The sequence below is a fragment of the Anoxybacillus sp. ST4 genome (genome assembly GCF_019448545.1).
GTDB lineage: Bacteria > Bacillota > Bacilli > Bacillales > Anoxybacillaceae > Anoxybacillus > Anoxybacillus pushchinoensis.
In genome coordinates this window covers 60,437-86,383 of record NZ_JAHZOE010000009.1, presented here as the reverse complement: position 1 = coordinate 86,383, position 25,947 = coordinate 60,437, and the positions used below count along the sequence as shown (strand labels likewise).

The following is a 25,947-nucleotide window of genomic DNA, read 5'->3' as shown; positions in this document are numbered from 1 at the left end:
AGGGAAAACGCACATACCTACAGGATGAGAGCAAGTAAAAGCGCTTACATATAACGATTTTATAAAACCATATATAACCAAAAAAATCGGTCGAGAAAAAAATCTCCCACAAAGTCTTGACTCAAACTTTATCATACCTTTTTTTCACACACTTTCAAATGATATGATATACTATTTATCAAAAAACATGTGAGGTTTGACGATGAGAGTACGTTGCATTCTTTGTGAAAAAATAGATACGTTAAACGATGAATCGCTGCTTGCGAAACGTTTGCGCAACCGGCCGATTCATACATATATGTGTGAAACGTGCCATGAGCGCATTGCGCAAAAAACGAAAGAGCGGCTAGCGACCGGCAAATTTCGCTTTTATCGCTCGAGCAAACATGAAACGGAATGGTAAATCAAATACTGTCGTCCCCCTTAAAAAACTTTTGCAACATTGGTGGGCGACGACAGCTATGCATGATGAGCAACCAAATACTTCTTTTTCTGTTAGATGTATCATGTTCTCCATATGTTATACGGTTCAAATAAGAAAAAGCACCATGCATGAAGCATGGACGCTTATTCATAATTCATATATTTTTCTGGCTCGCGATTTATTTGATCAAGCATTGTTTCAACAAGTTCCGCTGGAAAGCGAAACGTGCGCGATTCGTTATTTACGGTAAATGCAACTGTATAGACGTCGCCTTCTTTCGTATATGCGATTTGCTCAACTGCATGATCTTCCCGCAACAAATCGGCAAAAAATCGTTCTGTTTCTTGTGCTGCTGTGTCGTTCGGGCGCGCATGAGCAACCACCGTAATCGTCAACCAATTGTACACCGCATCTTGTAGCTTCATGCGCTCTCCTTCCTTTCTTGACGCAATCGCCATTTATAAATCATTAACACGACCGCTGCGACAAGCAATCCTTCTGCCACAGGTAAAAAAACAGCAAAAAACGTTAAAATCGTACAACCGAGCACAAGTAGCGTATAAATGACAACGTTTTTTAATAGCGGCAGCTTGCGAGCAAAGCCAAGACGATATACGATCATGGCTAACACAACAATCGTCCCGTATAACAACCACATTCCTTTTTCCGGTTGTTCATGCACGTGATATAGCGAAGCGAAAAATGACAGGCGACCGATCACATCCATGACGACTCCTCCTATTTCTTTTGCTCGGCGAGTTTTTTCTTTTTCGCCATTTTTTCGCGTTCGTTTTTATCTAATATTTTTTTTCGTAAGCGAATCGATTGTGGCGTCACTTCGCAATATTCGTCGTCGTTTAAATATTCGAGCGCTTCTTCTAACGTCATAAGGCGCGGTTTTTTCATCGTCACCGTCTGTTCCTTCGTTGACGAGCGGACGTTTGTCACGTGTTTCGTTTTGCATACGTTTACGACTAAATCGTTGTCGCGGCTATGTTCGCCAACGATCATCCCTTCATATACTTCCGTTCCCGGCTCGATGAAAATGACGCCTCGGTCTTCCACTTGCATAATGCCGTAAGCGGTCGCTTTTCCTGTTTCCATCGAAATGAGCACACCTTGATGTCTGCCGCCAATTTGACCTGCAATGACCGGCTGGTAGCTATCAAATGAATGGTTTAAAATGCCGTATCCGCGCGTAAGCGACATAAATTCTGTCCGATACCCGATTAATCCGCGCGCAGGAACGAGGAAAATAAGGCGCACTTGCCCGTTTCCGTTGTTGATCATATCGACCATTTCCCCTTTGCGCGCACCGAGCGACTCCATAATCGCCCCTGTATACTCTTCAGGAATATCAATTTGCACGCGCTCCACAGGTTCGCACATGACACCGTCAATCTCTTTCATAATGACTTCCGGTTTTGATACTTGTAGCTCAAATCCTTCACGGCGCATATTTTCAATTAAAATGGATAAATGTAACTCTCCGCGCCCTGACACGATCCATGCATCCGGCGAATCGGTCGGTTCGACGCGAAGCGAGACGTCCGTTTCTAACTGGAGGCGAAGGCGCTCTTCAATTTTTCTCGCTGTGACATGTTTCCCTTCACGTCCGGCAAATGGGCTATTATTGACAAGAAACGTCATTTGCAACGTCGGTTCGTCAATGCGAAGCGGAGGTAACGCCTCTTGCGCATCAAGCGGACATACTGTCTCGCCTACGTTAATATCTTCCATGCCGGAAACGGCGACTAAATCGCCTGCTTTCGCTTCTTCAATTTCGATGCGCTTTAAGCCAAGAAAGCCAAACAGTTTCGTGACGCGAAACGTTTTTACCGATCCGTCAAGTTTCATGAGCGCCACTTGCTGCCCGACTTGCATGCGCCCGCGGAAAATGCGTCCGATGCCAATTCGGCCAACGTAATCGTTATAGTCAAGAAGCGCCACTTGAAATTGAAGCGGCTCATCGCTATTGTCCATAGGGGCAGGAATATGTTCGACAATCGTTTCAAATAGCGCCGTCATATCGGCGTCTTGTTTGTCGGCATGTAAACTCGCTGTCCCGTTAATCGCTGAAGCATACACGACCGGAAACTCAAGCTGATCTTCCGTTGCGCCAAGCTCAATAAATAAATCGATCACTTCGTCGACAACTTCGTGCGGGCGGGCGAATTCGCGGTCAATTTTATTGACGACGACAATCGGTGTTAAGTTTTGTTCAAGCGCTTTTTTTAATACGAATCGCGTTTGCGGCATGCATCCTTCATACGCATCGACGACGAGCAATACGCCATCGACAAGGCGCATAATGCGCTCGACTTCGCCGCCAAAGTCGGCATGTCCCGGCGTATCTAAAATGTTAATGCGCGTCCCTTTGTATTGAATCGCTGTATTTTTTGCTAAAATGGTAATGCCTCGTTCACGTTCAAGATCGTTGCGATCAAGCGCTCGTTCTTCCACTTGTTCGTTCGCCCGAAACGTACCGGACTGGCGAAGCAGTTGGTCGACTAACGTCGTTTTTCCATGGTCAACGTGCGCAATAATCGCGATGTTGCGAATATCATTTCTCACTTTTGTCAACTCCTATTTTTCAACATTGCGCGTCTATTATAGCACAAACATAGTAGAAAAGCGGAATGTTTTGTTGTAATCTAAAAGGAAAGAGGAGGAAGACATATGAACAAATTTCAACCGCTTTTTTTTATGATCGCATTGCTTGCGACGACGATGATGATCGTCATCGGCATTGCGATCGCTTACCGACATGTGCCGGCGATCATTGCGGCGACGATCGCTTTCTTTGGCGTCATGGGATTCGGCTTTTCATTAAAAAAAAGAAAAGGCGCTAACGAGCGATAGTTAGCGCTTAATAATCGAAAGTACTTCTTCGTGCAATCCCGGTTTAGAAACGAATACGGAACTTTTTTCGATCATATTGAGCGGTTCGCCGTACAAGTTTGTCACGACACCGCCAACTTCTTGAACGATCACCATGCCACCTGCAATATCCCAAGGGGATAAACGAAGCGTAATGTACGCATCGAGCTTCCCAGCGGCAATGTACGCCATTTCGAGCGCAGCGGAACCGTACGAGCGAGTGCCGCGCGCTTTTTTCACGAGCGGGGCAAGCACATTCGGATCGATGCGGCGGTTTTCCGTCACCCATGTTGCATTTAATGAAATAACGGAGCGGTCAAGCGTCGTTTTTTCAAGCGGAGGAAGCGGCGTACCGTTTACAAACGCTCCTTTTCCTTTTTGGGCATAGTACAGTTCGTCAAATGCGACGTCGTAAATGTAGCCGAGCATGCCTACCCCATCGTGAAACACCCCGACTGAAATGGCGAAATGACGTTGCTGATGAACGAAATTCATCGTCCCGTCAATCGGATCAATGATCCAAACGGTGCCGTCTAACGCCTCGAGCTGATCGCCAAACCCTTCTTCCCCTAAAACGCGATGCGTCGGATACGTCTTGCGAATGCGCTCAATAAAAAATTGTTCAATTTCCCGATCGACGTTTGTCACTAAATCGGACGGACTTGACTTCGTTTCGATGTTTAGTTTCGTTTGGAACGCATCACGAATGCGCTCCCCTGCTTCGCGAATCCAATGCTGCATATGTTGATCAATTTCGTTCCACATATTCATCCTCCTGCATATACTTATGTAGAAAAGGCGGCGCTTGCCGCCTTCTCGCGTCCGTTTCATTTCGACAGACGAATCAGTTCTTGGCGTAATTTTTCTAATTTTCGTTTACATTCATTTTTTTTCGCTTCGTTATTTTCTAACATCGCTTCATAAAGGGTGGCTAATTCGTAGTCTACTTCGAGCTTTAATACTTTGATTCGTCGTTCTCCATCCATTCTTTTCAATCCATCGGCAGTTTTTCGCATATCGTGCACCCCTTCCGTTTTGAAGTCTTTTTTTGAATATTTTCTTTTTTTACATACTATGTAACGGAAAGGGGATATGCAACTTTACATGTTCACAATATCTCCGTTGGACAACTCTTTTACTTTTTTCATCGTTTTATATGGCGAATAGCCGCTTACTTTCTCAAATTCGTCGCACAGTTTTCGTTCTTCCGCTTTGCTTGGGACGATTTGTTTAAAGCGACGATATAAGTTCATCAGCTGTTCTCGCGCAATGCCTTGTTCGTACGCTTGTTCAATTCCTTCGTAAAATTTAATAACGTCAATGATTTCTTCTGTCGACCAGCTGTAATCAATCGGATACGCATATTTCATGATGTTCACCTTTCTCTCATCGTTGTCTTCCTTTAGTTTGCCCAACGTGCGCGAATTTGTTCCGCCTCTTGAATGATGCGCGTAAAAAGTTCGTCCACGCTCGGTACATCGCGAATAAGCCCGATCACTTGTCCCGCCCATGCAAACCCTTCTTCCGTATTGCCGTCGTAAATAAACCGCTTATTCGCTTGTCCGCTAATGTACTCTTTTAACTGTTCGTATCCTTTCCCCTCTTGTTCAAACTGTAAAATTTTTTCCGTCCACTCGTTTAACAAGGCGCGGGCAGGGGCACCGAGACTTCGTTTAATGACGACGGTATCGCTTTCTGTGCGTTCCACAAGCATTTGTTTATACACAGGATGCGCATGAATGCATTCTTTCGTCGCAATAAAGCGCGTGCCCATCTCGATTCCTTCCGCACCGAGCGCTAAGGCGGCCATCAGCCCGCGACCGTCTCCGATACCCCCTGAAGCGATGACCGGAATCGATACACAATCGACGACGCGCGGCACTAACACGAACGTCCCGATATCATGTTTACCGAGATGTCCACCCCCTTCTTGTCCGACGACCATAACAGCATCTGCGCCTAATTGCTCCGCCTTCACCGCTTGACGTACGGCGGCTACGAGCACAAGTTTTTTCACCGGCACGCCTTGTAACCGCTCAAAAATCGGCGCAGGGTTTCCACCTGTCATCGAAATGACCGGCACCTGTTCTTCTATCGCTACGTCAAGCATGTGCGCAAACGGACGCCCATGTTGCCCGATCGCAAAATTGACCCCGAACGGTTTATCCGTTTTTTCACGCACTTTTTTAATTTCTTCGCGCAGCTCATCAGGCGTCCCGAGCGACATCGCCGTAATTTGTCCTAGCCCCCCGGCATTCGATACCGCAGCCGCTAAATCAGCATATGCTAAATACGCTAAACCTCCTTGAATAATCGGATAACGAATGCCTAACAACTCCGTTACTCTCGTTTTCCAATTCACACTCCATTCCCCCTTTACTTTTTATCATTCTTCACACATAAAGAAAAGTCCTTCACAAACAATAAATGAAGAAACATACATCGCCTTTCATTTTTAAACAAAAAAATCATCTTTGCAAACGTATGAAGAAGTGCTATAATTCACTTTGTTTTATGTAAATCCAAGTTAAAGAGGTGTACAGCGAAATTGTCACAGTATGAAACACCGTTATTTACCGGACTGTTAGAGCATATAAAGAAAAATCCGATTCAATTTCATATTCCTGGCCATAAAAAAGGAGCAGGAATGGACGAGCAGTTTCGCTCCTTTATTGGAGAGAATGCGTTAGCGATGGATTTAATTAACATCGGTCCGCTTGATGATTTACATCAGCCAAAAGGAATGATTAAACGGGCGCAACAGCTAGCAGCGGAAGCGTTTGGAGCGGACTATACGTTTTTCTCCGTTCAAGGAACGAGCGGAGCGATTATGACGATGGTCATGTCCGTCGCAGGACCTGGGGATAAAATTATCGTCCCACGAAACGTGCATAAGTCTGTCATGTCAGCGATCGTTTTCTCAGGAGCGACACCGATTTTCGTTCATCCTGAAATCGATAAAGAGCTCGGCATTTCGCACGGCATTACACCAGAAGCGGTAGAGGCGGCATTAAAACAACATCCTGACGCCAAAGGGGTGCTCGTCATTAATCCGACGTATTTTGGCATCGCCGGCGACTTGAAACGCATCGTCGACATCGCTCATCGCTATCATGTTCCTGTCCTTGTCGATGAAGCGCATGGGGTGCATATTCACTTCCATGAAGAATTGCCGCTTTCTGCGATGCAAGCCGGGGCAGATATGTCGGCGACGAGCGTACATAAGCTCGGCGGCTCGATGACGCAAAGTTCGATTTTAAACGTCAAAGAAGGGCTTGTGTCGGCAAAGCGAGTGCAAGCGATTTTAAGCATGTTAACGACGACGTCAACGTCCTATTTGCTGCTTGCTTCACTCGATGTGGCGCGCAAACGGCTTGCGACAGAAGGACATGAGCTTGCTGAACGAGCGATTCGCCTAGCAAATGAAACGCGCAAACAAATTAACGACATCGACTATTTATATTGCGTCGGAAAAGAAATTATCGGCACGAAAGCGACGTTTGACTACGATCCGACGAAGCTCATTATTTCTGTGAAAGAGCTTGGACTAACAGGCTATGAAGTAGAAAAATGGTTGCGTGAACGTTACAACATTGAAGTGGAGTTATCTGATTTATATAACATTTTATGTATTATTACACCTGGCGATACTGAGCGCGAAACGAACATATTAGTCGATGCGCTTCGCCATTTATCAAACGAATTTCGCCATCAAGCAGAAGTCGGGAAAAAGCCGAAAGTGCTTTTACCAGATATTCCGATTCTTGCGCTTACACCGCGCGATGCGTTTTATGCTGAAACGGAAGTCGTGCCATTTGACGAGTCAGCCGGACGCATTATTGCTGAGTTTGTCATGGTTTATCCACCGGGCATTCCAATTTTTATTCCAGGTGAAATTATTACAGAAGATAACTTAAACTACATTCGTAAAAATATAGAAGTCGGCTTGCCGGTGCAAGGCCCGGAAGACGATACGTTACGAACGTTGCGCGTCATTAAAGAACATCATAAACGATAAAAGCGGAGTGTAGCACTCCGCTTGTAAAAAAGAGACTGGCGAAAACCAGTCTCTTTTCTCTATATATTCTCCCCATCCCCCAAAGCTTATTATTCCTCGTCTTCACAATCGCACGTACAACATTGACCGTACAATACCGTTACTTTTTCATCTTCAAAATGATCAATCGTCGCATTGCATGTTTGGCATACAATTGTACCCATCCCCGATAACCCCTTTTCGTTTGGAATGTTGAAAACGTTTTACTGATTTCATAATAATATGTCACATTTATTTTGTCAATAGGAATTAGTATGACATATTTAAACAAAAAAAGAGACGTATTTCACGCCTCTTACTCATATTGTTCAGCATAAGGTGTCGTTGGTAAAATGTCTGAGAAAAATTCAGCTAAATCTTCAGCTTGTTCTTTCGTGTCGATGCGAAATATTCGTTGTAAGTAGTCGTGGTCTTCGATGTCTTTCGGGTCGAGGAGAGCTGAGCGGCCTGTTTGCATACAGATGACGAGCGGCTTGCCAAAAAACATGTTCGTATAAACGATGCCAAAATCGTAGCGAACGTCTTTTGTCGTAAAACCGACGAACCTCACTTTTACTTTTTCATGCTCATCATACAATTTTTCAAATACGTGCATATCATTCCCTCCTTCTAATAGGTTAACATTCATTATACCGCATCATTTATATTTTCGCAATTATTTGTTTTTTTACATATGTACGTGATACAATGAAAGTGATTTCAACGTATCGAGGTGAACAAAATGGCTTATACAGCTACCATTGAACTTGTCCCTGCATCAACATGGGAGACGGTGACGTTAGAACAATGTAAGCAATTGCTTGAACAATTTCGTGATATCGCCCGCAAAACAGGCGAACAGCTCGGCTGGGACTACGAACAGTCCGCTTTTCCATACGATATCGTCATAAACGAAGACCGCATCATTCTCGTCGGAAAAGATGCACGTTACTATATGATCGAATGCCGCATGCGCGATCGGGCGGTCGAGTTCGTTCTCCCGAAACAAGCGACGCATGGCGATAAAGGAAAAGCAAACGAGCTATGTAAATTTTTCGCCAAACGAATGGCGGGAAAGCTTCATTTATTTAACGGGCGCATCATGTACTACTACAAACGATAAGCCCAGAACAGCTCACGGCAAAGAAAATAAATGGCGATCGTCAACAAGGTTGTCCAACATGCGCGCTTTTTCGTCAAATGAAAGCGAAGCGCAAGCAAAAAGGCTACATACATAAATATGACAAACAATAGCGCCTTAAAAATCAAATGATCGTGAGCCGATCTCCATTCAACGAGTGAAAATAAGCTCCAAATGATGAGTTGAAGTAAAAAAACGATATACATGTTCATACACCCCTTACAACTATCATATGATCGCAAGGGAAAAAACATGAAAAAGAGGACGGCTAAGCCATCCTCTTTTTTTATTTATTAATAATATGAATTGGGCTACCGAGCGCCACTTCCGCTGCTTCCATCGTAATTTCACCGAGCGTTGGATGCGCATGAATCGTCATCGCAATATCTTCTGCTGTCATGCCTGCTTCAATCGCTAAGCCGAGCTCTGCGATCATATCTGACGCGTTCGGTCCGACGATTTGTGCACCGATAATGACGCCATCGTCTTTCGTTAAGACGAGTTTTAAGAAGCCGTCTGTTTCGTTTAACGCAAGAGCACGACCGTTTGCGCCAAACGGGAATTTCGCTGTAATGATATCAATGCCTTCTTCAATCGCTTGTTTTTCAAAATAACCGACAGAAGCACATTCAGGGTCGGAGAAGACAACGGCTGGAATAGCTAAGTAATCAATTTCAGACGGATGGCCTGCGATCGCTTCTGCCGCAATTTTTCCTTCGTATGATGCTTTATGCGCAAGCGGTGGACCTGCGACGACGTCACCGATCGCATAAATGTTTGGTACGCTTGTGCGGCATTGTTTGTCGATTTCAATTAAGCCGCGCTCCGTCATTTTCACACCGATTTGTTCCAAGCCCATCTCTTCTGTGTTCGGACGGCGACCAACTGTAACGAGCACGTATTCAGCATCGATCGTTTTCGTTTCGCCATTGACTTCAAACGTCACTGTGACGCCATCTTCACGCTCTTCAACACCTTTCGCGAGGGCGTTTGTGAAGACGTCAACGCCTTTTTTCTTCAAGCGGCGACGAACGACTGCGCTCATTTGTTTTTCAAAGCCAGATAAAATTTCGTCTGCTCCTTCTAAAATGGTAATTTTCGTTCCGAAGTTCGCATACGCCGTTCCTAGCTCTGTGCCGATGTAACCGCCGCCGATGACAACCATCGACTTTGGAATGTCAGACAAGTTGAGTGCGCCTGTCGAGTCAAGCACGCGCTTTGAAAATTTAAATGTTGGCAGCTCGATCGGACGAGAACCTGTTGCGATAATCGCGTTTTTAAATTTGTACGTTTGCGCGCTATTTTCCGTCATGACGCGAACGGTATTTTCGTCAACGAAATACGCTTCGCCGCGCACGATCTCAACTTTATTGCCTTTTAATAAACTTTCTACGCCACCTGTTAATTTTTTCACGACGCCCGCTTTCCATTGTTGCACTTTCGAGAAGTCAACTTTCACGTTTTCTGCGAAAATGCCCATATCTTGCGAGTGTGTCGCAATTTCATAACGGTGTCCGGCAGAAATGAGCGCTTTTGACGGAATACATCCGACGTTTAAGCACACACCGCCGAGGTTTCCTTTTTCAACGATCGTTACTTTTTGGCCGAGCTGCGCCGCACGAATCGCTGCGACGTAACCGCCAGGGCCTGCACCGACGACGAGAGTTTCTGTTTCAATTGCGAAATCGCCTACTACCATCGCATTACGCCTCCATTAACAATAATTCAGGATCGTTTAATAAACGTTTAATATGATTTAATGCGTTTTGTGCCGTTGCACCGTCGATCATGCGGTGATCGAAGCTTAACGACAACGCTAATACCGGAGCGATTACAATTTCGCCATCGCGTACGACCGGCTTTTCTGAAATGCGACCGATACCTAAAATCGCTACTTCCGGATGGTTGATGACTGGTGTAAACCATTGACCACCTGCAGAACCGATGTTTGTAATTGTGCAAGTTGCACCTTTCATTTCGTTTGGCATTAATTTGCCTTCGCGCGCTTTTGTCGCAAGCTCGTTAATTTCTTTTGCGATCGCAAAAATCGATTTGCGGTCTGCGTGTTTAACAACTGGAACGAGCAAGCCTTTATCTGTGTCCGCTGCAATTCCGATGTTGTAGTAATGTTTATGAATAATTTCTTCCGTCGCATCGTCAATGGATGTGTTAAGCGCTGGGTATTCGCGAAGCGCAGACGTTAACGCTTTAACGACATATGGCAAGAACGTTAACTTAATGCCTTTTTGTGCTGCGACGTCTTTAAATTTCTTACGATGCGCAACGAGTTTTGTCACATCGACTTCGTCCATTAATGTGACGTGAGGTGCTGTATGTTTCGAGTTCACCATCGCTTTTGCAATCGCGCGACGAATGCCGCTCATTTTCTCGCGTGTTTCTGGGAACTCGCCTTCGAGCACGACCGGTTGTGCTGCTGGTGCCGCTTTTTGTTCTTGAACTGGCGCAGCTTTTTCTTCTGCCGGTTGTTTTGGCGCTTCCGCTTGCGGTGCTACGCCACCTGCTAAATAGGCGTCAATGTCTTGTTTTAATACGCGGCCGTTTTTGCCTGTTCCTTGCACAAGACGAATGTCGACACCTTTTTCACGCGCATATTTGCGCACAGATGGCATCGCGATGACGCGTTTTTTCGGCTCCGCGCTTTGTGCGGCTGGCTCTTGTTTTACTTCTTCTTTCTTTTCTTCTACTTTTGGCTCATCGCCATGATCGCCTTTAAACTTTAAGTTTTCGTATCCTGGCGCATCAAATTTAATTAACGTTTGTCCAACTGTCGCCACTGTTCCTTCGCTAACTAAAATTTCTAACACTTTTCCTTTAACTGGAGATGGAATTTCAACGACAGCTTTATCGTTTTGCACTTCGCAAAGCACGTCGTCTTCGTTTACTTCATCGCCCGGCTTTACAAACCATTTGACAATTTCACCTTCGTGAATCCCTTCACCGATGTCCGGTAATTTAAATTCAAATGCCATGTATCTCAACCTCCTGTTTCTTAAATGTGGAGGGGAATGCCCCCTCCATTAGAACGTCATGACTTTTTTCACTGTTTCGATTACATCTTTAAAGTTCGGTAACCATACTGGCTCTGCTTGCGAGAACGGATATACCGTATCCGGTGCTGCAACGCGCAACACTGGCGCTTCAAGGCTAAGAATCGCGCGCTCATTAATTTCTGCTACGACGTTTGCCGCAATACCTGCTTGTTTTTGCGCTTCTTGTACGACGACAGCGCGACCTGTTTTTTCAACTGATGCTATAATCGTTTCAATGTCTAACGGTTGAACGGTACGTAAGTCGATGACTTCAACAGAAATACCTTCTTTTTCAAGCTCCGCTGCTGCTTTTAATGACTCGTGCACCATCGCACCGTACGTGATGACAGACACGTCTGTTCCTTCACGTTTCACGTCCGCTTTGCCGATCGGAATCGTATATTCGCCTTCTGGCACTTCTTGACGGAACGAACGGTACAATTTCATATGCTCTAAGAAAATGACCGGATCGTTGTCGCGAATGGCTGAAATGAGTAACCCTTTCGCATCGTACGGCGTTGATGGGATGACAACTTTTAATCCTGGCTGTTGTGCAACAAGTCCTTCTAAGCTGTCAGCGTGCAACTCTGGCGTATGTACGCCGCCACCAAACGGTGAACGAACGGTAATTGGCGCATGGAAACGTCCGCCAGAACGATAGCGCATGCGCGCCATTTGACCAGAAATGGAATCCATCACTTCGTATACGAAACCGAAAAATTGAATTTCAGGCACAGGGCGGAATCCTTGTAACGCTAAACCGATCGCTAAACCGCCAATTCCTGATTCTGCAAGCGGTGTGTCGAATACGCGATCTTCGCCAAACTCTGCTTGCAATCCTTCTGTCGCACGGAATACCCCGCCGTTTACACCGACGTCTTCACCAAACACGAGAACGTTCGGGTCTTTGCGCATTTCTACGCGCAACGCATCCGTGATTGCTTGAATCATTGTCATTTGCGCCATTGCTTATTTCGACTCCTTTTCTTTGTAGATTTCGTATTGTTCTTTTAAAAACGCAGGCATCTCTTCGTACATGATCGACATTAAGTCGGTTACTTTTTGTTTCGGTGTTTCGTCCGCTTTCTTAATCGCTTCTTTAATGTCTTCTTTCGCTTGTTCGATGACGCGATTTTCTTCTTCTTCGCTCCATAATCCTTTGTTTTCTAAAAACTTACGGAAACGAACGAGCGGATCTTTTTTCTCCCATTCGTTTTCAAGCTCTTTTGAACGATAGCGTGTCGGATCGTCACCAGCCATCGTATGCGGACCGTAACGGAAGCAAAGCGTTTCAATAAGCGTTGGACCTTCGCCGTTAATTGCGCGCTCGCGAGCGTCACGCACCGCTACATATACAGCAAGCGGATCCATACCGTCGACTTGAATGCCTGGAATACCAGCTGCTGCTGCTTTTTGAGCGATTGTTTTTGCCGCCGATTGTTTTTCGACTGGCGTTGAAATCGCGAAACGGTTGTTTTGAACGATAAAAATCGCTGGAGCGTTAAACGCGCCGGCGAAGTTAATTCCTTCGTAGAAGTCGCCTTGCGATGCACCGCCGTCACCTGTGTATGTAACTGCGACCGCTTTTTTGCCGCGCTTTTTCATGCCGAGCGCAACGCCGGCTGCTTGAATAATTTGCGCACCGATAATAATTTGCGGAGGCAACACGTTCACGTCTTCAGGAATTTGGTTGCCATGGAAATGACCGCGCGAGAATAAAAACGCTTGGTAAAGCGGTAAACCGTGCCAAATCATTTGCGGAACGTCACGGTAGCCCGGTAAAATGAAGTCTTCTTTTTCTAGCGCGAAATGGCTCGCTAATTGGCTCGCTTCTTGTCCTGCTGTTGGCGCATAGAAGCCGAGACGTCCTTGACGGTTTAACGAAATGCAACGTTGGTCAAGCACGCGCGTATATACCATGCGGCGCATAAGCTCTTTGAATTGCTCATCCGTTAAGTTAGGCATCGCTGCTTCGTTTACGACTTCGCCTTCCTCGTTTAAAATTTGAAATGTCGGATACTGCTCAGCGACTTTTTCAAGTTGCTTTTTTACATCAAATAGGGGTTTTTTACCCATTTTGTTCACCTCATCCTTTCCTTTCGAAACGTAAAATGATGCACCTTTTAATTTGCCCAAAACGATTTGTTTTCACCACTGTTGTGTATCGAAAGCTGTATTAATGAATAAAGGGCTTCATATTAATACAACTGTTTTTTTACAACTTTAAGTTTACACCGTTCGACAACGCTCGTCAATCAGTTTGCTTTCACCGTTCTATATAAAAATGAAAATTAGAAATTTTTAACTGTGTTATGAATCTGTTATACTATTTTTTAAGCATCTGTATTATTTCTGTTTTACAACGTGGATATATATGTTTCCCACACAATTGCACTTTTTTAATCCATCCTTCATAATAAAAATGGTCTACAATGCGAGTAGGGAGTGAAACAACGTGATTACGATGAAAGATATTATTAGAGATGGCCATCCGACGTTACGAAAAGTCGCGGAAGAAGTGCCGCTTCCCCCGTCCGAAGAAGATCGCCGCATTTTAGCGAGTTTATTGGAATATGTGAAAATGAGCCAACAACCTGACGTTGCGAAAAAATATGGGCTTCGTCCGGGCATCGGTTTGGCTGCTCCGCAAATTAACGTGTCGAAGCGAATGATCGCGGTACATGTGACCGATGAAAAAGGAACGTTGTATAGCTACGCGCTGTTTAACCCAAAAATTGTTAGTCATTCTGTCGAAATGTGTTATTTAACGAGCGGAGAAGGCTGTTTGTCTGTGGACGAATCGATTCCTGGTTACGTGCCGCGCTATATGCGCATTACAGTTACGGGAACGACGCTTGAAGGCGAAACGGTGAAGCTGCGCTTAAAAGGGCTTCCAGCGATCGTGTTTCAACATGAAATCGATCATTTAAACGGCATTATGTTTTACGATCATATTAATAAGCAACATCCGTACAACGTGCCACCCGGCGCTATCCCGATCGAACGGTAAAAAGAACAAAAGGGCTTCCATGACGGAGCCCTTTTATTTTAATAAACCAAGGTGACGTAGCCCGAATAAAATACCATCTTCATCGACAGCTTTTGTCACAAAGTCGGCCGCTCGTTTCGCTTCTTCATGCCCATTTCCCATCGCCACTCCTGTCCCGACAAAACGCAACATTTCCGTATCGTTTAATCCGTCGCCGAACGCATAGACGTGTTCGCGTCGAATGCCGAGCTCGTCAATCATTTTTTTAATCCCTTCTGCTTTCGAGCCACCATACGGCAATACATCGGTCGAAACAGCATGCCAGCGAACGAAGTGAAACGTCGGAAACGACGTCACATACGGCTGTTCTTCTTCCGGCTTACAAAACAACAACGCTTGATAAATGTCATGATGTTCAGCATACGTTTCATCGTAAGGCGGGTGGGCAAACTTTAAGCTTCCCATGCTTTCATGAATGTACGGATGATCGGCGACACTTGCTCGCATCGTGTCGGCGTCCATAAAAATAAGCGGATGTTCATTTGCATGCGCCATTTGTTTTAATGCGCGGAGCTGTTCCCGGTCAAGCGGTTGATTGTGAATCACTTCCCCTTCAAAAACGACATATTGTCCGTTAAAGCTGACGAACGATTGAATATCTAACTCTTGTCGCAGCCATTCAAACATAAACGGCGCCCTTCCTGTTGCGATGGCTACATATACTCCTTGCTTTTTTAACGATTGCACCGCTTCATATGTCGATGGCGGCAGCTGTTTATCGTGATCTAACAACGTTCCATCAATATCAAAAAAGACGATTTTTCTCTCCATGCTTCTCTCTCCTCGTGTAAAAGTTCACAAACATACCGTAACGGAAGGAAAGGAAATTGTCAATGAATGGCGTGAACAACGGCATATTTTCCCATGCAAAATTTGTCGAGCATCTTCTTATAATAAATAGTAGATAAAACATTTACTTTCGGACAAAATCGGATACAATAAAAGTGAGGAGTGATGCGTCATGTTGAAAAAGTTGAAACGCAAGCTGCTCAAACAATGGAAAGAACTGTTGCGCAGAAAATCAATTGCTTAAGCGTTGTACGAGCCCTTCTGTTGAAGGGCTTCTTTTCAATTTTGTTTCCCATTCCACACTTTTTATATATAATAAGAAAAGCGGAACGCGCTCGGGGCTAATAAAATGATTACAACATTACACATAAGGAGAGATGAACGTTGATTTTTAAAGTGTTTTACCAAGATACGATCGATGAAGTGCCGGTAAGAGAAAAAACGAAGACGCTATACATTGAAGCAGAGAGCGAACGGGATGTGCGCCGAAAACTACAAGACCGTCAAATCAATATTGAATACATTCAGCCGCTTGAAGGGGCGCATTTAGCGTACGAACAGCAACATCCTGATTTTCACGTATTGGAGATTGAACGATGAAATGTTTAAAAGATAAACAAGTTGGTGTTTTTGCGCTCGGCGGTCTAGGCGAAATCGGGAAAAATACATATGGCGTACAATATGAAGACGAAATTATCATCATTGATGCCGGCATTAAGTTTCCAGAGGACGAATTGCTCGGAATTGATTACGTCATCCCTGATTATAGCTATTTAGTGAAAAACGCAGAAAACATTAAAGGATTATTTATTACCCATGGACATGAAGACCATATTGGCGGCATTCCGTATTTGCTTCGCCAAGTGAACGTGCCGATTTACGGTGGAAAGTTAGCGCTCGGCCTCATTCGCAATAAGCTCGAGGAGCACGGATTGCTTCGCCAAACGAAATTAATTGAAATTCAAGAAGACGACGTCATTTCGTTCGGGAAAACAGCGGTCACATTTTTCCGAACGACGCATAGCATTCCAGATAGCTACGGCATCGTTGTGAAAACGCCAGTCGGTCAAATTGTGCATACAGGTGACTTTAAATTTGACTTCACCCCTGTCGGCGAGCCAGCAAACTTAACAAAGATGGCAGAGATCGGGAAAGAAGGCGTCCTTTGTTTATTGTCGGATAGTACAAATAGCGAAATTCCGCATTTTACGATGTCGGAACGGCGCGTCGGAGAAAGCATTCATGATATTTTCCGAAAAGTGCAAGGGCGCATCATTTTCGCGACGTTTGCTTCAAACATTCATCGCTTGCAACAAGTGACGGAAGCGGCTGTATTAAACAACCGAAAAATTGCCGTATTCGGACGGAGCATGGAAGCGGCGATTGAAATTGGCCAACAGCTCGGCTACATTAAATGCCCGAAAGATACGTTCGTCGATGCGGCGCAAATTAACCGTCTTCCTGCCCATCGCGTCACCATTCTTTGCACCGGAAGCCAAGGTGAACCAATGGCGGCGTTGTCGCGCATCGCTAACGGCTCACACCGTCAAATTCAAATTATGCCGGGCGATACGGTCGTCTTTTCGTCCTCGCCGATTCCGGGCAATACAGTAAGCGTTAACCGCATTATTAACATGCTCGCACGCGCAGGAGCGGAAGTGATCCACGGGCCGCTTAGCGATATTCATACGTCCGGTCACGGTGGGCAAGAAGAACAAAAATTAATGATTCGCCTAATGAAGCCGAAATATTTTATGCCGATTCACGGCGAATATCGCATGCAAAAAATGCACGTCAAACTCGCTGTCGATTGCGGTGTCCCGGAGGAAAATTGCTTTATTATGGACAACGGCGAAGTGCTCGGCATTAGCGAAGAAGGCGCAAGCATCGTCGGTAAAATTCCGTCCGGCTCGGTGTATATTGATGGAAGCGGCATCGGAGATATCGGCAACATCGTATTGCGCGACCGCCGCATTTTATCGGAGGAAGGGCTTGTCATCGTCGTTGTAAGCATTAATATGAAAGAAATGAAAATTGCCGCAGGTCCAGACATTATTTCACGCGGATTCGTTTATATGCGTGAGTCGGGCAATTTAATTAGCGACGCTCAACAGCTCATTGCTAAACATTTACAACAATTGCTTGAACAAGGTACAAATCAATGGTCTGACATTAAAACGGAAATTACCGATACGCTCGCACCGTTTTTATACGAAAAAACGAAGCGAAAACCGATGATTTTGCCGATTATTATGGAAATATAAGAAAAGCACAAAACTATGCTCATTGACAGAATAAATTCTGTTGAATATAATGAAAATACAGATGTAGGGTGTTTTAGTTACCCACGATCGAATGCTCGCTACCATTAAAAATCGTAGCGACAGAAGGAAAACTTGTCGCTCATCCGCAGGCGACTAATAAATGGCGGACTCGAAAACTTGTCGCTCATCCGCAGGCGACTAATAAATGACGGACTCGAAAACTTGTCGCTTTAAAATATCTAGAAGAGAAAAAAGATCATTGAAAGAACAAATAGTTTTGTGAATAGCTATACTTAGTGAAAAAAAGAAGGTGCCCGTTTGGACACCTTCTTTTTTATTCGCCAACGACTTCGCTTTCGAAGCGGTCAATGTCTTGATCGGCGCCGATGACGATTAAAATATCCCCGGCGTAAATCGTTTCCGATGCGAGCGGCGAGACGATAATGTCGTTATGCCGCTTAATCGCCACGATGTTAATGCCGTATTTCGCGCGAATGTCGAGCTCTAATAAGGAGTGACCATGAAGTTTTTCATTCGCGACAATTTCAACGATGCTATGTCGGTCAGACAGCTCTAAATAGTCGAGCACATTGTTGGAAATCATATTGTTCGCGATGCGCTCACCCATATCGCGCTCCGGATGAACGATATGGTCGGCGCCAATTTTTTTCAACACTTTTTCATGATAATCGTTCGTTGCTTTTACTGTAATTTTTTCGACACCGAGCTCTTTTAAAATTAATGTCGTCAAAATGCTCGCTTGAATGTTGTCGCCAATCGCGACGATGACGTGGTCGAAATTACGAATGCCTAAACTTTTCAATACATTTTCATCCGTTGAATCGGCAACAACCGCTTGTGAGGCAATGGATGCGTATTCATTCACTTTATCTTCATTCACATCGATCGCAAGCACTTCCATTCCTTGTTCGCTTAACGTCCGGCATACGCTCCCTCCGAAACGTCCAAGCCCGATGACCGCAAATTCTTTTTTCTTCACGACACATCCCCTCTTGTTCGATATTGTTCGATGACGCGCACGATTCGTTTTTCTAACATATGCATACCACCGCTCCCTGCTTGATAATGGCGAAATATGCCGTCCGCATCAAACACGTAATATGTCGGCACGCAGCGATTGTCAAACGCTTCTTTTATTCGATGGTCATTGTCAACGAGAAGCGGATGGGTCATGCCGTATTGTTCAGCAAGCTGTTTTACCGCATCTACGTTTTTGTCGCTTTCTATTCTCGGCATGTGGACGGATATGACGTGCAATTCCCCTTTATAACGCTCGCGAAAGACGTTGACTTGTTTCATTCCGTCTTTACAAAGATGGCAGCTCACCGCCCAAAAATGAATGAGCGTCGGCTTTCCGATGAGCTGTTCGCGCGTGACGTTTCCGTTTAATGTCGTCGTTGCTCCGTCTAATGATGGCATAAGTTCCCGTAGTTTCATCGTCCTTCTTCCTTTGCTTCGTATTCGTTTCCTTTCCAAGCGATATAGCGCGTCAATAGCTCAATAGCAACGTCAATCGCCTCTTCGTTCGGGTTTAGTTTCGCATGATGCAAGCCGAACGGCGATTGCACCCCAAGCCAAAACATAAATCCTGGAATGCGAGCGAGCATATAGCCGAAATCTTCCCCTGTCATCGCTTCTTGGCAGCGGACGAGGCGGACGTTCGTTTCTTTTTCAACGAACTGCATAAATTCATTTGTGAGCGTTTCATCGTTGTATACTTGATAATACATCGAACCGTAATCGATATGTGCTTCGCAATCGTAAGCGACTTCGATGCCGCGCACGAGCGCTTCAATGCGCCCTTTTATTTTTTCCATCGCCTCCGGTGAAAGGGTGCGAATCGTTCCTTCGAGCCGAGCGCGCTCAGCGATGACGTTTTGAACGGTGCCGCTCGTCAACTTTCCGATCGTAATGACGGCGCTATCGAGCGGATTGACGTTGCGCGCGACGATCGTCTGCAGCTGCATAATAAAGGCGCTTGCAGCGACGACCATATCTTTCGTTTCGTGCGGAAAGGCCGCGTGCCCACCTTTACCGATAAAATCGATAAAAAGTTCAGACGTATTCGCAAATAAGAGCCCTTCTTTCGTCGCAATCGTTCCGACCGGATATTCTGGAGCGATATGCAAGGCGAGTACGATATCAGGCATCCATTCTTTCATCTCCTCGCTCTCCAACATCGGAAGCGCTCCACCCGGTCCTTCTTCAGCCGGTTGAAAAATAAAGAGCATATGATCGCGAATCGGATGATGAACGACATGAGTAAGCACGCCGAGCGCAATCGCCATATGCATATCGTGTCCGCATGCGTGCATCCGTCCTTCGTGCGTCGAGCGAAACGGGACGTCCGTCTGTTCGTCAATCGGCAGCCCGTCCATATCGGCGCGATAGCCGATCGTTTTCGTCGGAGAAAGGCCACGTACGCGTACGAAAATGCCGGTGCGCCACGTTTTCACATCCAAACGTTGTTGCGGCAAAGTAGCGAGATAGTTCAATATGTATTGCTGTGTTTTAAATTCTTGAAAGCCGAGCTCAGGAATTTGGTGCAAATCGCGGCGAATACGGATAAAGTCGCCCATACGCTTCCTCCTTTTGAAAAAAGCGTGGAAACGCCCACGCTTTATAGTTGACGAAGTTCTTGTTTAATTTCTACTTTCGCTTTCGTTTTTTCGTCAATTTGTTTAATGACGCGCGCAGGCACACCTGCAACGACCGTATATGGCGGCACATCTTCCGTAACGATTGCCCCAGCCGCAACGACCGCACCTTTGCCGACTGTAACCCCTTCTAAAATGACGGCGTTTGCCCCGATCATCACATCGTCTTCTACAATGACCGGTTTTGCGGATGGCGGCTCAATGACGCCTGCAAGTACCGCACCTGCTCCAACGTGGCAGTTTTTCCCTACCGTCGCCCGTCCGCCGAGCACCGCGTTCATATCAATCATCGTACCTTCACCGACGACTGCGCCGATATTAATGACCGCGCCCATCATAATAACCGCATTGTCACCAATTTGCACTTGATCGCGAATGATCGCTCCCGGCTCGATGCGCGCTTTTATATGTTTTAAGTCAAGAAGCGGAATTGCGGAATTGCGGCGATCGTTTTCTACAACGTAATCTTCAATTTTATGTTTGTTCGCTTCAAGCGCCGCTTCAATGTCTGCCCATTCGCCAAACACGACGCCTGTACGACCGGTAATGAACGTTTTCGCGCTCGGTCCGAAATCAATGTCGGCGATCTCTCCTTTTATGTATACTTTTACCGGTGTTTTCTTTTTGCTGTTTTGAATAAACGAAATAATTTCATTCGCATCCATCATCATATGAAGTTCCTCCTTATCGTTTTATTTTTTTACTTTAGCAAATGAAACAAACGGTGACAAGCATATTTATTGACGCTTTTCATACATGGAACGATTGAATCGCTTCAATATTTCGCGGCGCGTCACAATGCCTACAAAATAGCCGTCATCGTTTTCGACGCAAACGAACGGATGGTCAATGAGCAACTTTAACGCTTTTAAAAACGAGTCGTTTACATGTAAACGCGGGATGTTGCGTTGCATCGCCTGTTCGACTTTCATCGTTTCAAGCCGCTCAAATTCAATGCGCTCTACACCTAAAATCGCATCCATAATCATCGTCATGCTGATGAGCCCTTGCAGTTGATACGTCATATTTAACACTGGGATGGCTGAATACCCTGTGCGCGTTAAGACGAGTAAAGCATGTTCTAAATGATTCCCCACTTGCACGTGCGCCACTTTATCGGACGGAATCATTAATTCGGTCAGCGAAGGTTGTTGCATCGTCATTCCGCCTTTCACGATATAATCCCCACCTGTCATTGTAACATGTTCATTTCAATAAGGAAAAGCGAGAAGTATAGTAAAAAAGCCTTCACCGATGTGAAGACTTAATTCAACAAATCAAAAATTTCGATGGCGATCATATCGATGTTGTCGAACTGGTACGATTTCGGTTTTTCTCCTTTTTCGTACACTTCCAATACGAACGTGTTCGTTTTTTCATAATATGTAACGCTGCATTTTTTTTCACCGTTTACTTCAAAATTGCGTTGCGGTGCTTCGTTCGTTCCTGTTTTTTGCTCTTGTAAGCTAATTAAACGTTGGATAATGCCTAATAATTGCGACATGGCGTCCCTTCCTTTCCGATACGTATTTCAACGACTATTCACTACTGTACCAAGATTCGCGAAAAAAGTAAACAAAAACGAAAGCCCACGGGAGCGGGCTTACGTTTGAAGCGCGACGTATGCGATGTAGCCAATTAATAAAACAACAAAAACGATGTATGCAATAAAAACCGGATTGCGTACATATGGATGAGCAGCTACTTTTTCCCCGACGCTCGTATCGTATTCTCCTTGCGTACGTTGCCGCTTGCCAAGTTGATACGTATAAACAAATCCCCAAACTAATACTCCGCTTGCGATAAGCAAAAGAATCCAAGAAAATGTGTCCATCATCGTTCACCTCATGCTTACTTTTCCACCGCAAGCGACGTTTTATTACAAATGAGCATTATGTTCAAATAAATATTCATACGTTAAGTCGATAAATAAATAATGATGCTCATCAAGCGGATACGAATACGTGCGGATCGTCTCCCCTGTTTCAATGTCGCTGTATAAGTCCGATAAAATACCGCGTTTGCGCGAGCGCATACGAATGATATTTTCTAAAAAATACGGACGCCAGCTCCAATTTTTCATTTCATATTGCGGCTGCAGCTCCCATGCGTCTCCTTTTTTAAACATGTTGGCAGACTTCTGGAAGCCGTCATCGTCACAAACGTAAATGCGAAAACTGCAATCGTTTAAATGTTTAGCTAAACTTGAAATGAGTTCGTTAAACGACGATGCTTTTTTATGTTTCACGACAAGGTCGGATATGCGCGTTTGAAATTGTTCGGAAATGTCGTACAACGTTTGCAGTTTCTTTTTTTCATGTTGAATAAACGTATGAAACTGATTGCGCAATCGCTCTTTTAATAAATCTTTTGGAAGAAACGAAGGCGATGGTTCATGCAAATCATAACCTTGATAGTACCGTCCGCCATTTCGCCATGCATATTGTAGCTGAAAGGCGTTTTCAATATCTTCATACAAAAGCGTCGCCCCGATTTTGCGCGCGAGTAGCGAAATGGAATAAAGAACGTCGTCGTACGATGTCGTCGTTGCTGATGTGCGCAACGAGTGCAAATCAATTTTTAATAAATCGGGCGCAAGCAGCCGGATGCGATCTAAATTGCTGCTTTCTTTTCCGATATTGTCGACGGCGATTTGTATGCCGTACGTACGCAAATACGTCAATACGTGACCGAGCTGCTGTACGTCCCCTTTAAAGCGATGCTCTGTAATTTCAAGGACGACTTGGTTCAGTTGTAGTCCTTTTTCTTTATATGAAAGAAGAAGCTGTAAAAACGATTCTCCCCGATCAACCATTAACACGTTTGCATCGCGGTTAATGAAAATAAGCGGTGCTGGTCGCTCCGTCACAAACTGATCGAGCGCCTTCGTCGTCACGACGCTGTCAACTTCCATACGAAATTCTTCTGGAATCGTCTCGTCGTGAAAAAATGGACCGAGGCTGACGACTTCATCGCCATGCTGAAATCTACCGAGCACTTCGTATCCAACGATGCATTGCTCGTCAGCGCTAAAAATCGGTTGATAATGCGGAACGACTTGATCGATGTGTGTTAAAATGTCTAGCGCATCCAAACGACGCCGCCTCCCCCGTTTTTTTCACCCATTATACCATAACAAAAATAAAAAAAGCGACGCTAGCAAACGTCGCTTTAAAACGGATGTTGATTTAACCACTGTCCACCGTCGACTGTGATGCACTCCCCGTTTATATACGCAGCCGCATCGGAAAGTAAAAATGAAGCGACGCCGGCAATTTCTTCAGGCGTGCCAAATCGGCCGAGCGGTACGCTATCTTTCACACGCTTTTCCATCTCTTCCGATAAAATGAGTTTTTCCGCCCCACCTGTTCGCTCAATCGGACCGGGAGCGATCGCGTTTACACGAAAGCCGTATTTTTTCCCCCATTCCACAGCTAACGTGCGCGTCATCGTTAACACACCTGCTTTAGCGCATGCGGAGTGAATGACACCTGCGCCCGCTCCCCATGCGTATGTAGCGACAATGTTGATGATCGATCCTTTTTGTCCTTTTTCAATCCAATAGTTCCCGACTTCTCGGCTGCAATAAAACGTCCCGTTTAAGACGATGTCGATGACGCTATTCCAGCCGTTAATCGAGAGCTTTTCCGCCGGGCAAATAAAATTGCCTGCTGCGTTATTAATGAGCGCATCAATTTTCCCAAAACGCTCATCCGTTTCTTTCACCATCGCTGCGACTAATTCCGGTTGGCGTACGTCCATAACGATTGGTAAAACACTTCCACCGATGTCAGCTGCCGCTTCTTCAAGCGCTTCTTTTCTTCTTCCTGTAATGACGACGTGCGCTCCTTCATGCGCGAAACGCTTCGCCATATATTTCCCCATGCCGCTTGAACCACCTGTCACAATAATGACTTTCCCGTTCATTGTCCTCATCCCCTTTTATGAATGGCTATTCATTCACTTTTTATTGTACTATATATTTAGAAAATTTTTAATATTGTTTTTGCTGTTTTTACCGACTTTTTTCTTTTATAATGAGTGGAGAACATTTCTACGTATAAGGTATGATCTCATGAAACGACGAGATTTTTTAAAAACATGTTTTTCTTTCCTTGTCAAAGGGGCGTTGCTTTCAACGACAGGTTATATGTACGCCAAATACGTTGAACCGCGGCGGTTGACGGTACGTCAATACGATATCGTTCACCCGCTCATTCCGAAACAGTTTGATGGGTGCCGCCTCCTCCAATTTAGCGACGTACATGCAGGGTATCATGATACGGTTGAGCAGTTTCAACGCATCGTCACAAAAATAAACGACCTCGCTCCGCACGTCATTTGTTTTACAGGCGATTTGCTTGATGAACCGAACAAATATGAACATGTTGACACAATGACAGCGCTATTACAACAACTCGACGCCCCTTTAGGAAAGTTTTGCATTTACGGCAATCACGATCACGGCGGATATGGTACGGACATATATAAAGAGATGATGGAAAAAAGCGGGTTTCGGTTGCTCGTCAACGAATGGGTAGCGATTAAGCAAGGGAGTGAACAAATCGTCATCGCCGGGTTAGACGATTTTATGCTCGGTAAGCCAAATTTTTCGAAAACGGTGCAACGTATGCCGAAAAATACGTATACGATCGTGCTCATTCACGAGCCTGACCTCGCGACGCAAGCGAGCGCCTATCCGTTTCATCTGCAACTGTCCGGGCATAGCCATGGCGGACAAATTCAGCTGCCGTGGATCGGCCCGATCGTTACCCCTCCATTAGCTAAACAATATATTGAAGGATTTTACGACGTCGGGCCGCTCACCTTGTACGTCAATCGCGGTCTCGGAACGACGCGCATGCCGTTTCGCTTTTTAACACCACCCGAACTTACGTTGTTTACGTTAAAAGCCGGGTCATAACATGAACCCGGCTTGAAACAAGCATATGCTCCCAATCATTGAAGCGCTCATGTACAAAAGCGCTTCTTTATATTGTTTGCCCAATAACAGCTGTAAAGCTTCAACGCTAAATGTCGAAAACGTCGTGAACGCGCCAAAAAAGCCAACTGTCATCCCGATCGCCTGCACGTCATGGGCAAGCACCATGCCAAGACCGAATGAGCCGAGCCAGTTGATGAACAAAATGGAAAGCGGCACCGGCGACTGCTTCGTCCAGCGAAGAAGCCATATGCCGAGCTGGTAACGGCACCACGCGCCAAACGCTCCACCAAGTGCAACCATCATCATGATACTTCACCTACATCTTTCCTAACCATTCGCTCACCGACGTATATGCCTGCATAACAAAGAAACAATCCACCGCAAAGGGAAGCGATCACATACGATGCCGCGAGCGCAACGTGCCCGTTCCATAAAATGAGCGTCTCTTTACTAAACGTTGACATCGTCGTCAATCCGCCACAAAATCCCGTTCCGATCGCAAGACGCAGCCATTCAGCCACTTTCCTTTTTCCGACGTAAGCGGTAAGCGCTCCGAGAAAAAAAGAACCGATGTAGTTCACAAGCAACGTTCCCCACGGAAACGTAAAAAACGGAAACGCGAGGGCGACTCCATAGCGGCATAGCGCTCCTAACGCCCCTCCGAGTGCTACTGCCCCACTTTCTTTCATAC

At 45.4% G+C, this 25,947-nt stretch carries 34 protein-coding genes; 8 read left to right on the top strand and 26 right to left on the bottom strand.

The annotated features are described in order from the left end of the window. Positions 1 to 202: 202 nt before the first annotated feature. Complete coding sequence (locus K1I44_RS08145; RefSeq protein WP_219985843.1) at positions 203 to 403, top strand: YlaI family protein; 201 nt, start codon at positions 203 to 205, stop codon at positions 401 to 403. Between the two features lie 164 nt (positions 404 to 567). Here K1I44_RS08145 and K1I44_RS08140 read toward each other — a convergent pair whose 3' ends face one another. The 3 genes from K1I44_RS08140 to typA are packed head-to-tail and all read right to left on the bottom strand — an operon-like array spanning position 568 to position 3,007. Continuing rightward, the gene (locus tag K1I44_RS08140; RefSeq protein WP_219985842.1) at positions 568 to 849 is read right to left on the bottom strand and encodes a hypothetical protein; all 282 of its coding nucleotides are present in this window, start codon (positions 847 to 849) and stop codon (positions 568 to 570) included. After that, positions 846 to 1,151, bottom strand: coding sequence for a YlaH-like family protein (locus K1I44_RS08135; protein ID WP_003395183.1), 306 nt, complete (start codon positions 1,149 to 1,151; stop codon positions 846 to 848). Before K1I44_RS08135 ends, K1I44_RS08140 begins: the two co-directional genes overlap by 4 nt. Positions 1,152 to 1,162: 11 nt before the next feature. Next, positions 1,163 to 3,007 (bottom strand): translational GTPase TypA, encoded by a 1,845-nt coding sequence (typA, locus tag K1I44_RS08130; protein ID WP_219985841.1) that lies wholly within the window; start codon positions 3,005 to 3,007, stop codon positions 1,163 to 1,165. A gap of 96 nt (positions 3,008 to 3,103) precedes the next feature. Between typA and K1I44_RS08125 the strand changes: the two genes are divergently transcribed. Continuing rightward, a complete protein-coding gene (locus K1I44_RS08125) occupies positions 3,104 to 3,286 on the top strand; it encodes a DUF5325 family protein (RefSeq protein WP_003395187.1) in 183 nt (60 codons plus the stop codon). Here K1I44_RS08125 and K1I44_RS08120 read toward each other — a convergent pair whose 3' ends face one another. From K1I44_RS08120 to K1I44_RS08105, 4 genes are all read right to left on the bottom strand, one after another. Further along, positions 3,287 to 4,069, bottom strand: a complete 783-nt coding sequence (locus K1I44_RS08120; RefSeq protein WP_219985840.1) for an inositol monophosphatase family protein — start codon at positions 4,067 to 4,069, stop codon at positions 3,287 to 3,289. A gap of 62 nt (positions 4,070 to 4,131) precedes the next feature. Then, positions 4,132 to 4,320 (bottom strand): hypothetical protein, encoded by a 189-nt coding sequence (locus K1I44_RS08115; protein WP_003395191.1) that lies wholly within the window; start codon positions 4,318 to 4,320, stop codon positions 4,132 to 4,134. Positions 4,321 to 4,404: 84 nt separating this feature from the next. After that, positions 4,405 to 4,674 carry a UPF0223 family protein gene (locus K1I44_RS08110; protein ID WP_003395192.1) on the bottom strand — a complete coding sequence of 90 codons (270 nt, stop codon included), beginning with the start codon at positions 4,672 to 4,674 and terminating at the stop codon, positions 4,405 to 4,407. Between the two features lie 32 nt (positions 4,675 to 4,706). After that, positions 4,707 to 5,666 carry an NAD(P)H-dependent flavin oxidoreductase gene (locus K1I44_RS08105; protein WP_003395194.1) on the bottom strand — a complete coding sequence of 320 codons (960 nt, stop codon included), beginning with the start codon at positions 5,664 to 5,666 and terminating at the stop codon, positions 4,707 to 4,709. 186 nt (positions 5,667 to 5,852) lie between these two features. Between K1I44_RS08105 and K1I44_RS08100 the strand changes: the two genes are divergently transcribed. Beyond that, positions 5,853 to 7,322 carry an aminotransferase class I/II-fold pyridoxal phosphate-dependent enzyme gene (locus tag K1I44_RS08100; protein WP_003395196.1) on the top strand — a complete coding sequence of 490 codons (1,470 nt, stop codon included), beginning with the start codon at positions 5,853 to 5,855 and terminating at the stop codon, positions 7,320 to 7,322. An 89-nt stretch (positions 7,323 to 7,411) separates the two neighbouring features. On the opposite strand, the gene K1I44_RS08095 is transcribed toward K1I44_RS08100, so the two are convergent. Beyond that, a complete protein-coding gene (locus K1I44_RS08095; RefSeq protein ID WP_003395198.1) occupies positions 7,412 to 7,525 on the bottom strand; it encodes a GapA-binding peptide SR1P in 114 nt (37 codons plus the stop codon). Positions 7,526 to 7,656: 131 nt separating this feature from the next. Then, positions 7,657 to 7,956, bottom strand: a complete 300-nt coding sequence (locus K1I44_RS08090) for a DUF3055 domain-containing protein (RefSeq protein ID WP_003395200.1) — start codon at positions 7,954 to 7,956, stop codon at positions 7,657 to 7,659. A gap of 126 nt (positions 7,957 to 8,082) precedes the next feature. Between K1I44_RS08090 and K1I44_RS08085 the strand changes: the two genes are divergently transcribed. Next, positions 8,083 to 8,463: a DUF1885 family protein gene (locus K1I44_RS08085; protein ID WP_091704655.1), complete on the top strand. Its 381-nt coding sequence runs from the start codon at positions 8,083 to 8,085 to the stop codon at positions 8,461 to 8,463. On the opposite strand, the gene K1I44_RS08080 is transcribed toward K1I44_RS08085, so the two are convergent. The 5 genes from K1I44_RS08080 to pdhA form a co-directional block, all read right to left on the bottom strand. Continuing rightward, positions 8,451 to 8,687 carry a hypothetical protein gene (locus tag K1I44_RS08080; RefSeq protein WP_219985839.1) on the bottom strand — a complete coding sequence of 79 codons (237 nt, stop codon included), beginning with the start codon at positions 8,685 to 8,687 and terminating at the stop codon, positions 8,451 to 8,453. The two genes, K1I44_RS08085 and K1I44_RS08080, sit on opposite strands and share 13 nt — an antisense overlap. 80 nt (positions 8,688 to 8,767) lie before the next feature. Next, entirely contained in the window at positions 8,768 to 10,180 is a 1,413-nt protein-coding gene (gene lpdA, locus K1I44_RS08075; RefSeq protein WP_003396590.1) for a dihydrolipoyl dehydrogenase, read from the bottom strand. 4 nt (positions 10,181 to 10,184) lie between these two features. After that, positions 10,185 to 11,471, bottom strand: a complete 1,287-nt coding sequence (locus K1I44_RS08070) for a dihydrolipoamide acetyltransferase family protein (RefSeq protein WP_219985838.1) — start codon at positions 11,469 to 11,471, stop codon at positions 10,185 to 10,187. Between the two features lie 48 nt (positions 11,472 to 11,519). Continuing rightward, complete coding sequence (locus K1I44_RS08065) at positions 11,520 to 12,497, bottom strand: alpha-ketoacid dehydrogenase subunit beta (RefSeq protein WP_003396595.1); 978 nt, start codon at positions 12,495 to 12,497, stop codon at positions 11,520 to 11,522. A gap of 3 nt (positions 12,498 to 12,500) precedes the next feature. Then, complete coding sequence (gene pdhA / locus K1I44_RS08060; RefSeq protein WP_003396598.1) at positions 12,501 to 13,607, bottom strand: pyruvate dehydrogenase (acetyl-transferring) E1 component subunit alpha; 1,107 nt, start codon at positions 13,605 to 13,607, stop codon at positions 12,501 to 12,503. 379 nt (positions 13,608 to 13,986) lie between these two features. Between pdhA and def the strand changes: the two genes are divergently transcribed. Beyond that, positions 13,987 to 14,541 carry a peptide deformylase gene (gene def, locus K1I44_RS08055; protein WP_003396601.1) on the top strand — a complete coding sequence of 185 codons (555 nt, stop codon included), beginning with the start codon at positions 13,987 to 13,989 and terminating at the stop codon, positions 14,539 to 14,541. A 33-nt stretch (positions 14,542 to 14,574) separates the two neighbouring features. Here the strand turns inward: def and K1I44_RS08050 are convergent, their stop codons facing one another. Beyond that, positions 14,575 to 15,351, bottom strand: a complete 777-nt coding sequence (locus tag K1I44_RS08050) for a Cof-type HAD-IIB family hydrolase (protein ID WP_219985837.1) — start codon at positions 15,349 to 15,351, stop codon at positions 14,575 to 14,577. Between the two features lie 402 nt (positions 15,352 to 15,753). Here K1I44_RS08050 and K1I44_RS08045 point away from each other — a divergent pair, with 402 nt between their 5' ends. After that, positions 15,754 to 15,969, top strand: a complete 216-nt coding sequence (locus K1I44_RS08045) for a DNA-dependent RNA polymerase subunit epsilon (RefSeq protein ID WP_003396605.1) — start codon at positions 15,754 to 15,756, stop codon at positions 15,967 to 15,969. Next, the gene (gene rnjA / locus K1I44_RS08040; RefSeq protein WP_003396607.1) at positions 15,966 to 17,633 is read left to right on the top strand and encodes a ribonuclease J1; all 1,668 of its coding nucleotides are present in this window, start codon (positions 15,966 to 15,968) and stop codon (positions 17,631 to 17,633) included. The genes K1I44_RS08045 and rnjA overlap by 4 nt, the downstream gene beginning before the upstream one ends. Positions 17,634 to 17,967: 334 nt before the next feature. Here the strand turns inward: rnjA and K1I44_RS08035 are convergent, their stop codons facing one another. The 9 genes from K1I44_RS08035 to fadH all read right to left on the bottom strand — a co-directional run bounded on the left by K1I44_RS08035 (position 17,968) and on the right by fadH (position 24,238). After that, the gene (locus K1I44_RS08035; protein WP_003396609.1) at positions 17,968 to 18,633 is read right to left on the bottom strand and encodes a potassium channel family protein; all 666 of its coding nucleotides are present in this window, start codon (positions 18,631 to 18,633) and stop codon (positions 17,968 to 17,970) included. Then, positions 18,630 to 19,091 (bottom strand): TlpA family protein disulfide reductase, encoded by a 462-nt coding sequence (locus K1I44_RS08030; protein ID WP_219985836.1) that lies wholly within the window; start codon positions 19,089 to 19,091, stop codon positions 18,630 to 18,632. The genes K1I44_RS08035 and K1I44_RS08030 overlap by 4 nt, the downstream gene beginning before the upstream one ends. After that, the gene (locus K1I44_RS08025; RefSeq protein WP_219985835.1) at positions 19,088 to 20,233 is read right to left on the bottom strand and encodes an N-acetyldiaminopimelate deacetylase; all 1,146 of its coding nucleotides are present in this window, start codon (positions 20,231 to 20,233) and stop codon (positions 19,088 to 19,090) included. Before K1I44_RS08025 ends, K1I44_RS08030 begins: the two co-directional genes overlap by 4 nt. 41 nt (positions 20,234 to 20,274) lie before the next feature. Further along, positions 20,275 to 20,982, bottom strand: coding sequence for a 2,3,4,5-tetrahydropyridine-2,6-dicarboxylate N-acetyltransferase (gene dapD, locus K1I44_RS08020; RefSeq protein ID WP_035044925.1), 708 nt, complete (start codon positions 20,980 to 20,982; stop codon positions 20,275 to 20,277). 66 nt (positions 20,983 to 21,048) lie between these two features. Next, entirely contained in the window at positions 21,049 to 21,507 is a 459-nt protein-coding gene (gene cbpB, locus K1I44_RS08015; protein WP_080629205.1) for a cyclic-di-AMP-binding protein CbpB, read from the bottom strand. Positions 21,508 to 21,575: 68 nt separating this feature from the next. After that, positions 21,576 to 21,815: a YkuJ family protein gene (locus K1I44_RS08010; RefSeq protein ID WP_003396622.1), complete on the bottom strand. Its 240-nt coding sequence runs from the start codon at positions 21,813 to 21,815 to the stop codon at positions 21,576 to 21,578. A 99-nt stretch (positions 21,816 to 21,914) separates the two neighbouring features. Then, complete coding sequence (locus K1I44_RS08005) at positions 21,915 to 22,148, bottom strand: hypothetical protein (RefSeq protein ID WP_035044926.1); 234 nt, start codon at positions 22,146 to 22,148, stop codon at positions 21,915 to 21,917. 42 nt (positions 22,149 to 22,190) lie between these two features. Continuing rightward, a complete protein-coding gene (locus tag K1I44_RS08000) occupies positions 22,191 to 23,405 on the bottom strand; it encodes an EAL domain-containing protein (RefSeq protein ID WP_003396633.1) in 1,215 nt (404 codons plus the stop codon). A 77-nt stretch (positions 23,406 to 23,482) separates the two neighbouring features. Beyond that, the gene (fadH, locus tag K1I44_RS07995; RefSeq protein ID WP_003396636.1) at positions 23,483 to 24,238 is read right to left on the bottom strand and encodes a 2,4-dienoyl-CoA reductase; all 756 of its coding nucleotides are present in this window, start codon (positions 24,236 to 24,238) and stop codon (positions 23,483 to 23,485) included. Positions 24,239 to 24,386: 148 nt separating this feature from the next. Here fadH and K1I44_RS07990 point away from each other — a divergent pair, with 148 nt between their 5' ends. Continuing rightward, the gene (locus K1I44_RS07990; RefSeq protein ID WP_219985834.1) at positions 24,387 to 25,235 is read left to right on the top strand and encodes a metallophosphoesterase; all 849 of its coding nucleotides are present in this window, start codon (positions 24,387 to 24,389) and stop codon (positions 25,233 to 25,235) included. Here the strand turns inward: K1I44_RS07990 and crcB are convergent. Next, the gene (crcB, locus tag K1I44_RS07985) at positions 25,230 to 25,562 is read right to left on the bottom strand and encodes a fluoride efflux transporter CrcB (RefSeq protein ID WP_219985833.1); all 333 of its coding nucleotides are present in this window, start codon (positions 25,560 to 25,562) and stop codon (positions 25,230 to 25,232) included. The two genes, K1I44_RS07990 and crcB, sit on opposite strands and share 6 nt — an antisense overlap. Continuing rightward, positions 25,559 to 25,945 carry a fluoride efflux transporter FluC gene (locus K1I44_RS07980; RefSeq protein ID WP_003396642.1) on the bottom strand — a complete coding sequence of 129 codons (387 nt, stop codon included), beginning with the start codon at positions 25,943 to 25,945 and terminating at the stop codon, positions 25,559 to 25,561. The genes crcB and K1I44_RS07980 overlap by 4 nt, the downstream gene beginning before the upstream one ends. Positions 25,946 to 25,947: the final 2 nt, after the last annotated feature.

Coding starts and splice junctions, on each gene's coding strand:
- K1I44_RS08145 (WP_219985843.1), top strand. CDS start 203: ATGAGAGTACGTTGCATTCTTTGTGAAAAAATAGATACGTTAAACGAT.
- K1I44_RS08140 (WP_219985842.1), bottom strand. CDS start 849: ATGAAGCTACAAGATGCGGTGTACAATTGGTTGACGATTACGGTGGTT.
- K1I44_RS08135 (WP_003395183.1), bottom strand. CDS start 1,151: ATGGATGTGATCGGTCGCCTGTCATTTTTCGCTTCGCTATATCACGTG.
- K1I44_RS08125 (WP_003395187.1), top strand. CDS start 3,104: ATGAACAAATTTCAACCGCTTTTTTTTATGATCGCATTGCTTGCGACG.
- K1I44_RS08120 (WP_219985840.1), bottom strand. CDS start 4,069: ATGTGGAACGAAATTGATCAACATATGCAGCATTGGATTCGCGAAGCA.
- K1I44_RS08115 (WP_003395191.1), bottom strand. CDS start 4,320: ATGCGAAAAACTGCCGATGGATTGAAAAGAATGGATGGAGAACGACGA.
- K1I44_RS08110 (WP_003395192.1), bottom strand. CDS start 4,674: ATGAAATATGCGTATCCGATTGATTACAGCTGGTCGACAGAAGAAATC.
- K1I44_RS08095 (WP_003395198.1), bottom strand. CDS start 7,525: ATGGGTACAATTGTATGCCAAACATGCAATGCGACGATTGATCATTTT.
- K1I44_RS08090 (WP_003395200.1), bottom strand. CDS start 7,956: ATGCACGTATTTGAAAAATTGTATGATGAGCATGAAAAAGTAAAAGTG.
- K1I44_RS08085 (WP_091704655.1), top strand. CDS start 8,083: ATGGCTTATACAGCTACCATTGAACTTGTCCCTGCATCAACATGGGAG.
- K1I44_RS08080 (WP_219985839.1), bottom strand. CDS start 8,687: ATGTATATCGTTTTTTTACTTCAACTCATCATTTGGAGCTTATTTTCA.
- lpdA (WP_003396590.1), bottom strand. CDS start 10,180: ATGGTAGTAGGCGATTTCGCAATTGAAACAGAAACTCTCGTCGTCGGT.
- K1I44_RS08070 (WP_219985838.1), bottom strand. CDS start 11,471: ATGGCATTTGAATTTAAATTACCGGACATCGGTGAAGGGATTCACGAA.
- K1I44_RS08065 (WP_003396595.1), bottom strand. CDS start 12,497: ATGGCGCAAATGACAATGATTCAAGCAATCACGGATGCGTTGCGCGTA.
- pdhA (WP_003396598.1), bottom strand. CDS start 13,607: ATGGGTAAAAAACCCCTATTTGATGTAAAAAAGCAACTTGAAAAAGTC.
- K1I44_RS08050 (WP_219985837.1), bottom strand. CDS start 15,351: ATGGAGAGAAAAATCGTCTTTTTTGATATTGATGGAACGTTGTTAGAT.
- rnjA (WP_003396607.1), top strand. CDS start 15,966: ATGAAATGTTTAAAAGATAAACAAGTTGGTGTTTTTGCGCTCGGCGGT.
- K1I44_RS08030 (WP_219985836.1), bottom strand. CDS start 19,091: ATGAAACTACGGGAACTTATGCCATCATTAGACGGAGCAACGACGACA.
- K1I44_RS08025 (WP_219985835.1), bottom strand. CDS start 20,233: ATGGGCGACTTTATCCGTATTCGCCGCGATTTGCACCAAATTCCTGAG.
- dapD (WP_035044925.1), bottom strand. CDS start 20,982: ATGATGATGGATGCGAATGAAATTATTTCGTTTATTCAAAACAGCAAA.
- cbpB (WP_080629205.1), bottom strand. CDS start 21,507: ATGACAGGTGGGGATTATATCGTGAAAGGCGGAATGACGATGCAACAA.
- K1I44_RS08010 (WP_003396622.1), bottom strand. CDS start 21,815: ATGTCGCAATTATTAGGCATTATCCAACGTTTAATTAGCTTACAAGAG.
- K1I44_RS08005 (WP_035044926.1), bottom strand. CDS start 22,148: ATGATGGACACATTTTCTTGGATTCTTTTGCTTATCGCAAGCGGAGTA.
- fadH (WP_003396636.1), bottom strand. CDS start 24,238: ATGAACGGGAAAGTCATTATTGTGACAGGTGGTTCAAGCGGCATGGGG.
- K1I44_RS07990 (WP_219985834.1), top strand. CDS start 24,387: ATGAAACGACGAGATTTTTTAAAAACATGTTTTTCTTTCCTTGTCAAA.
- crcB (WP_219985833.1), bottom strand. CDS start 25,562: ATGATGATGGTTGCACTTGGTGGAGCGTTTGGCGCGTGGTGCCGTTAC.
- K1I44_RS07980 (WP_003396642.1), bottom strand. CDS start 25,945: ATGAAAGAAAGTGGGGCAGTAGCACTCGGAGGGGCGTTAGGAGCGCTA.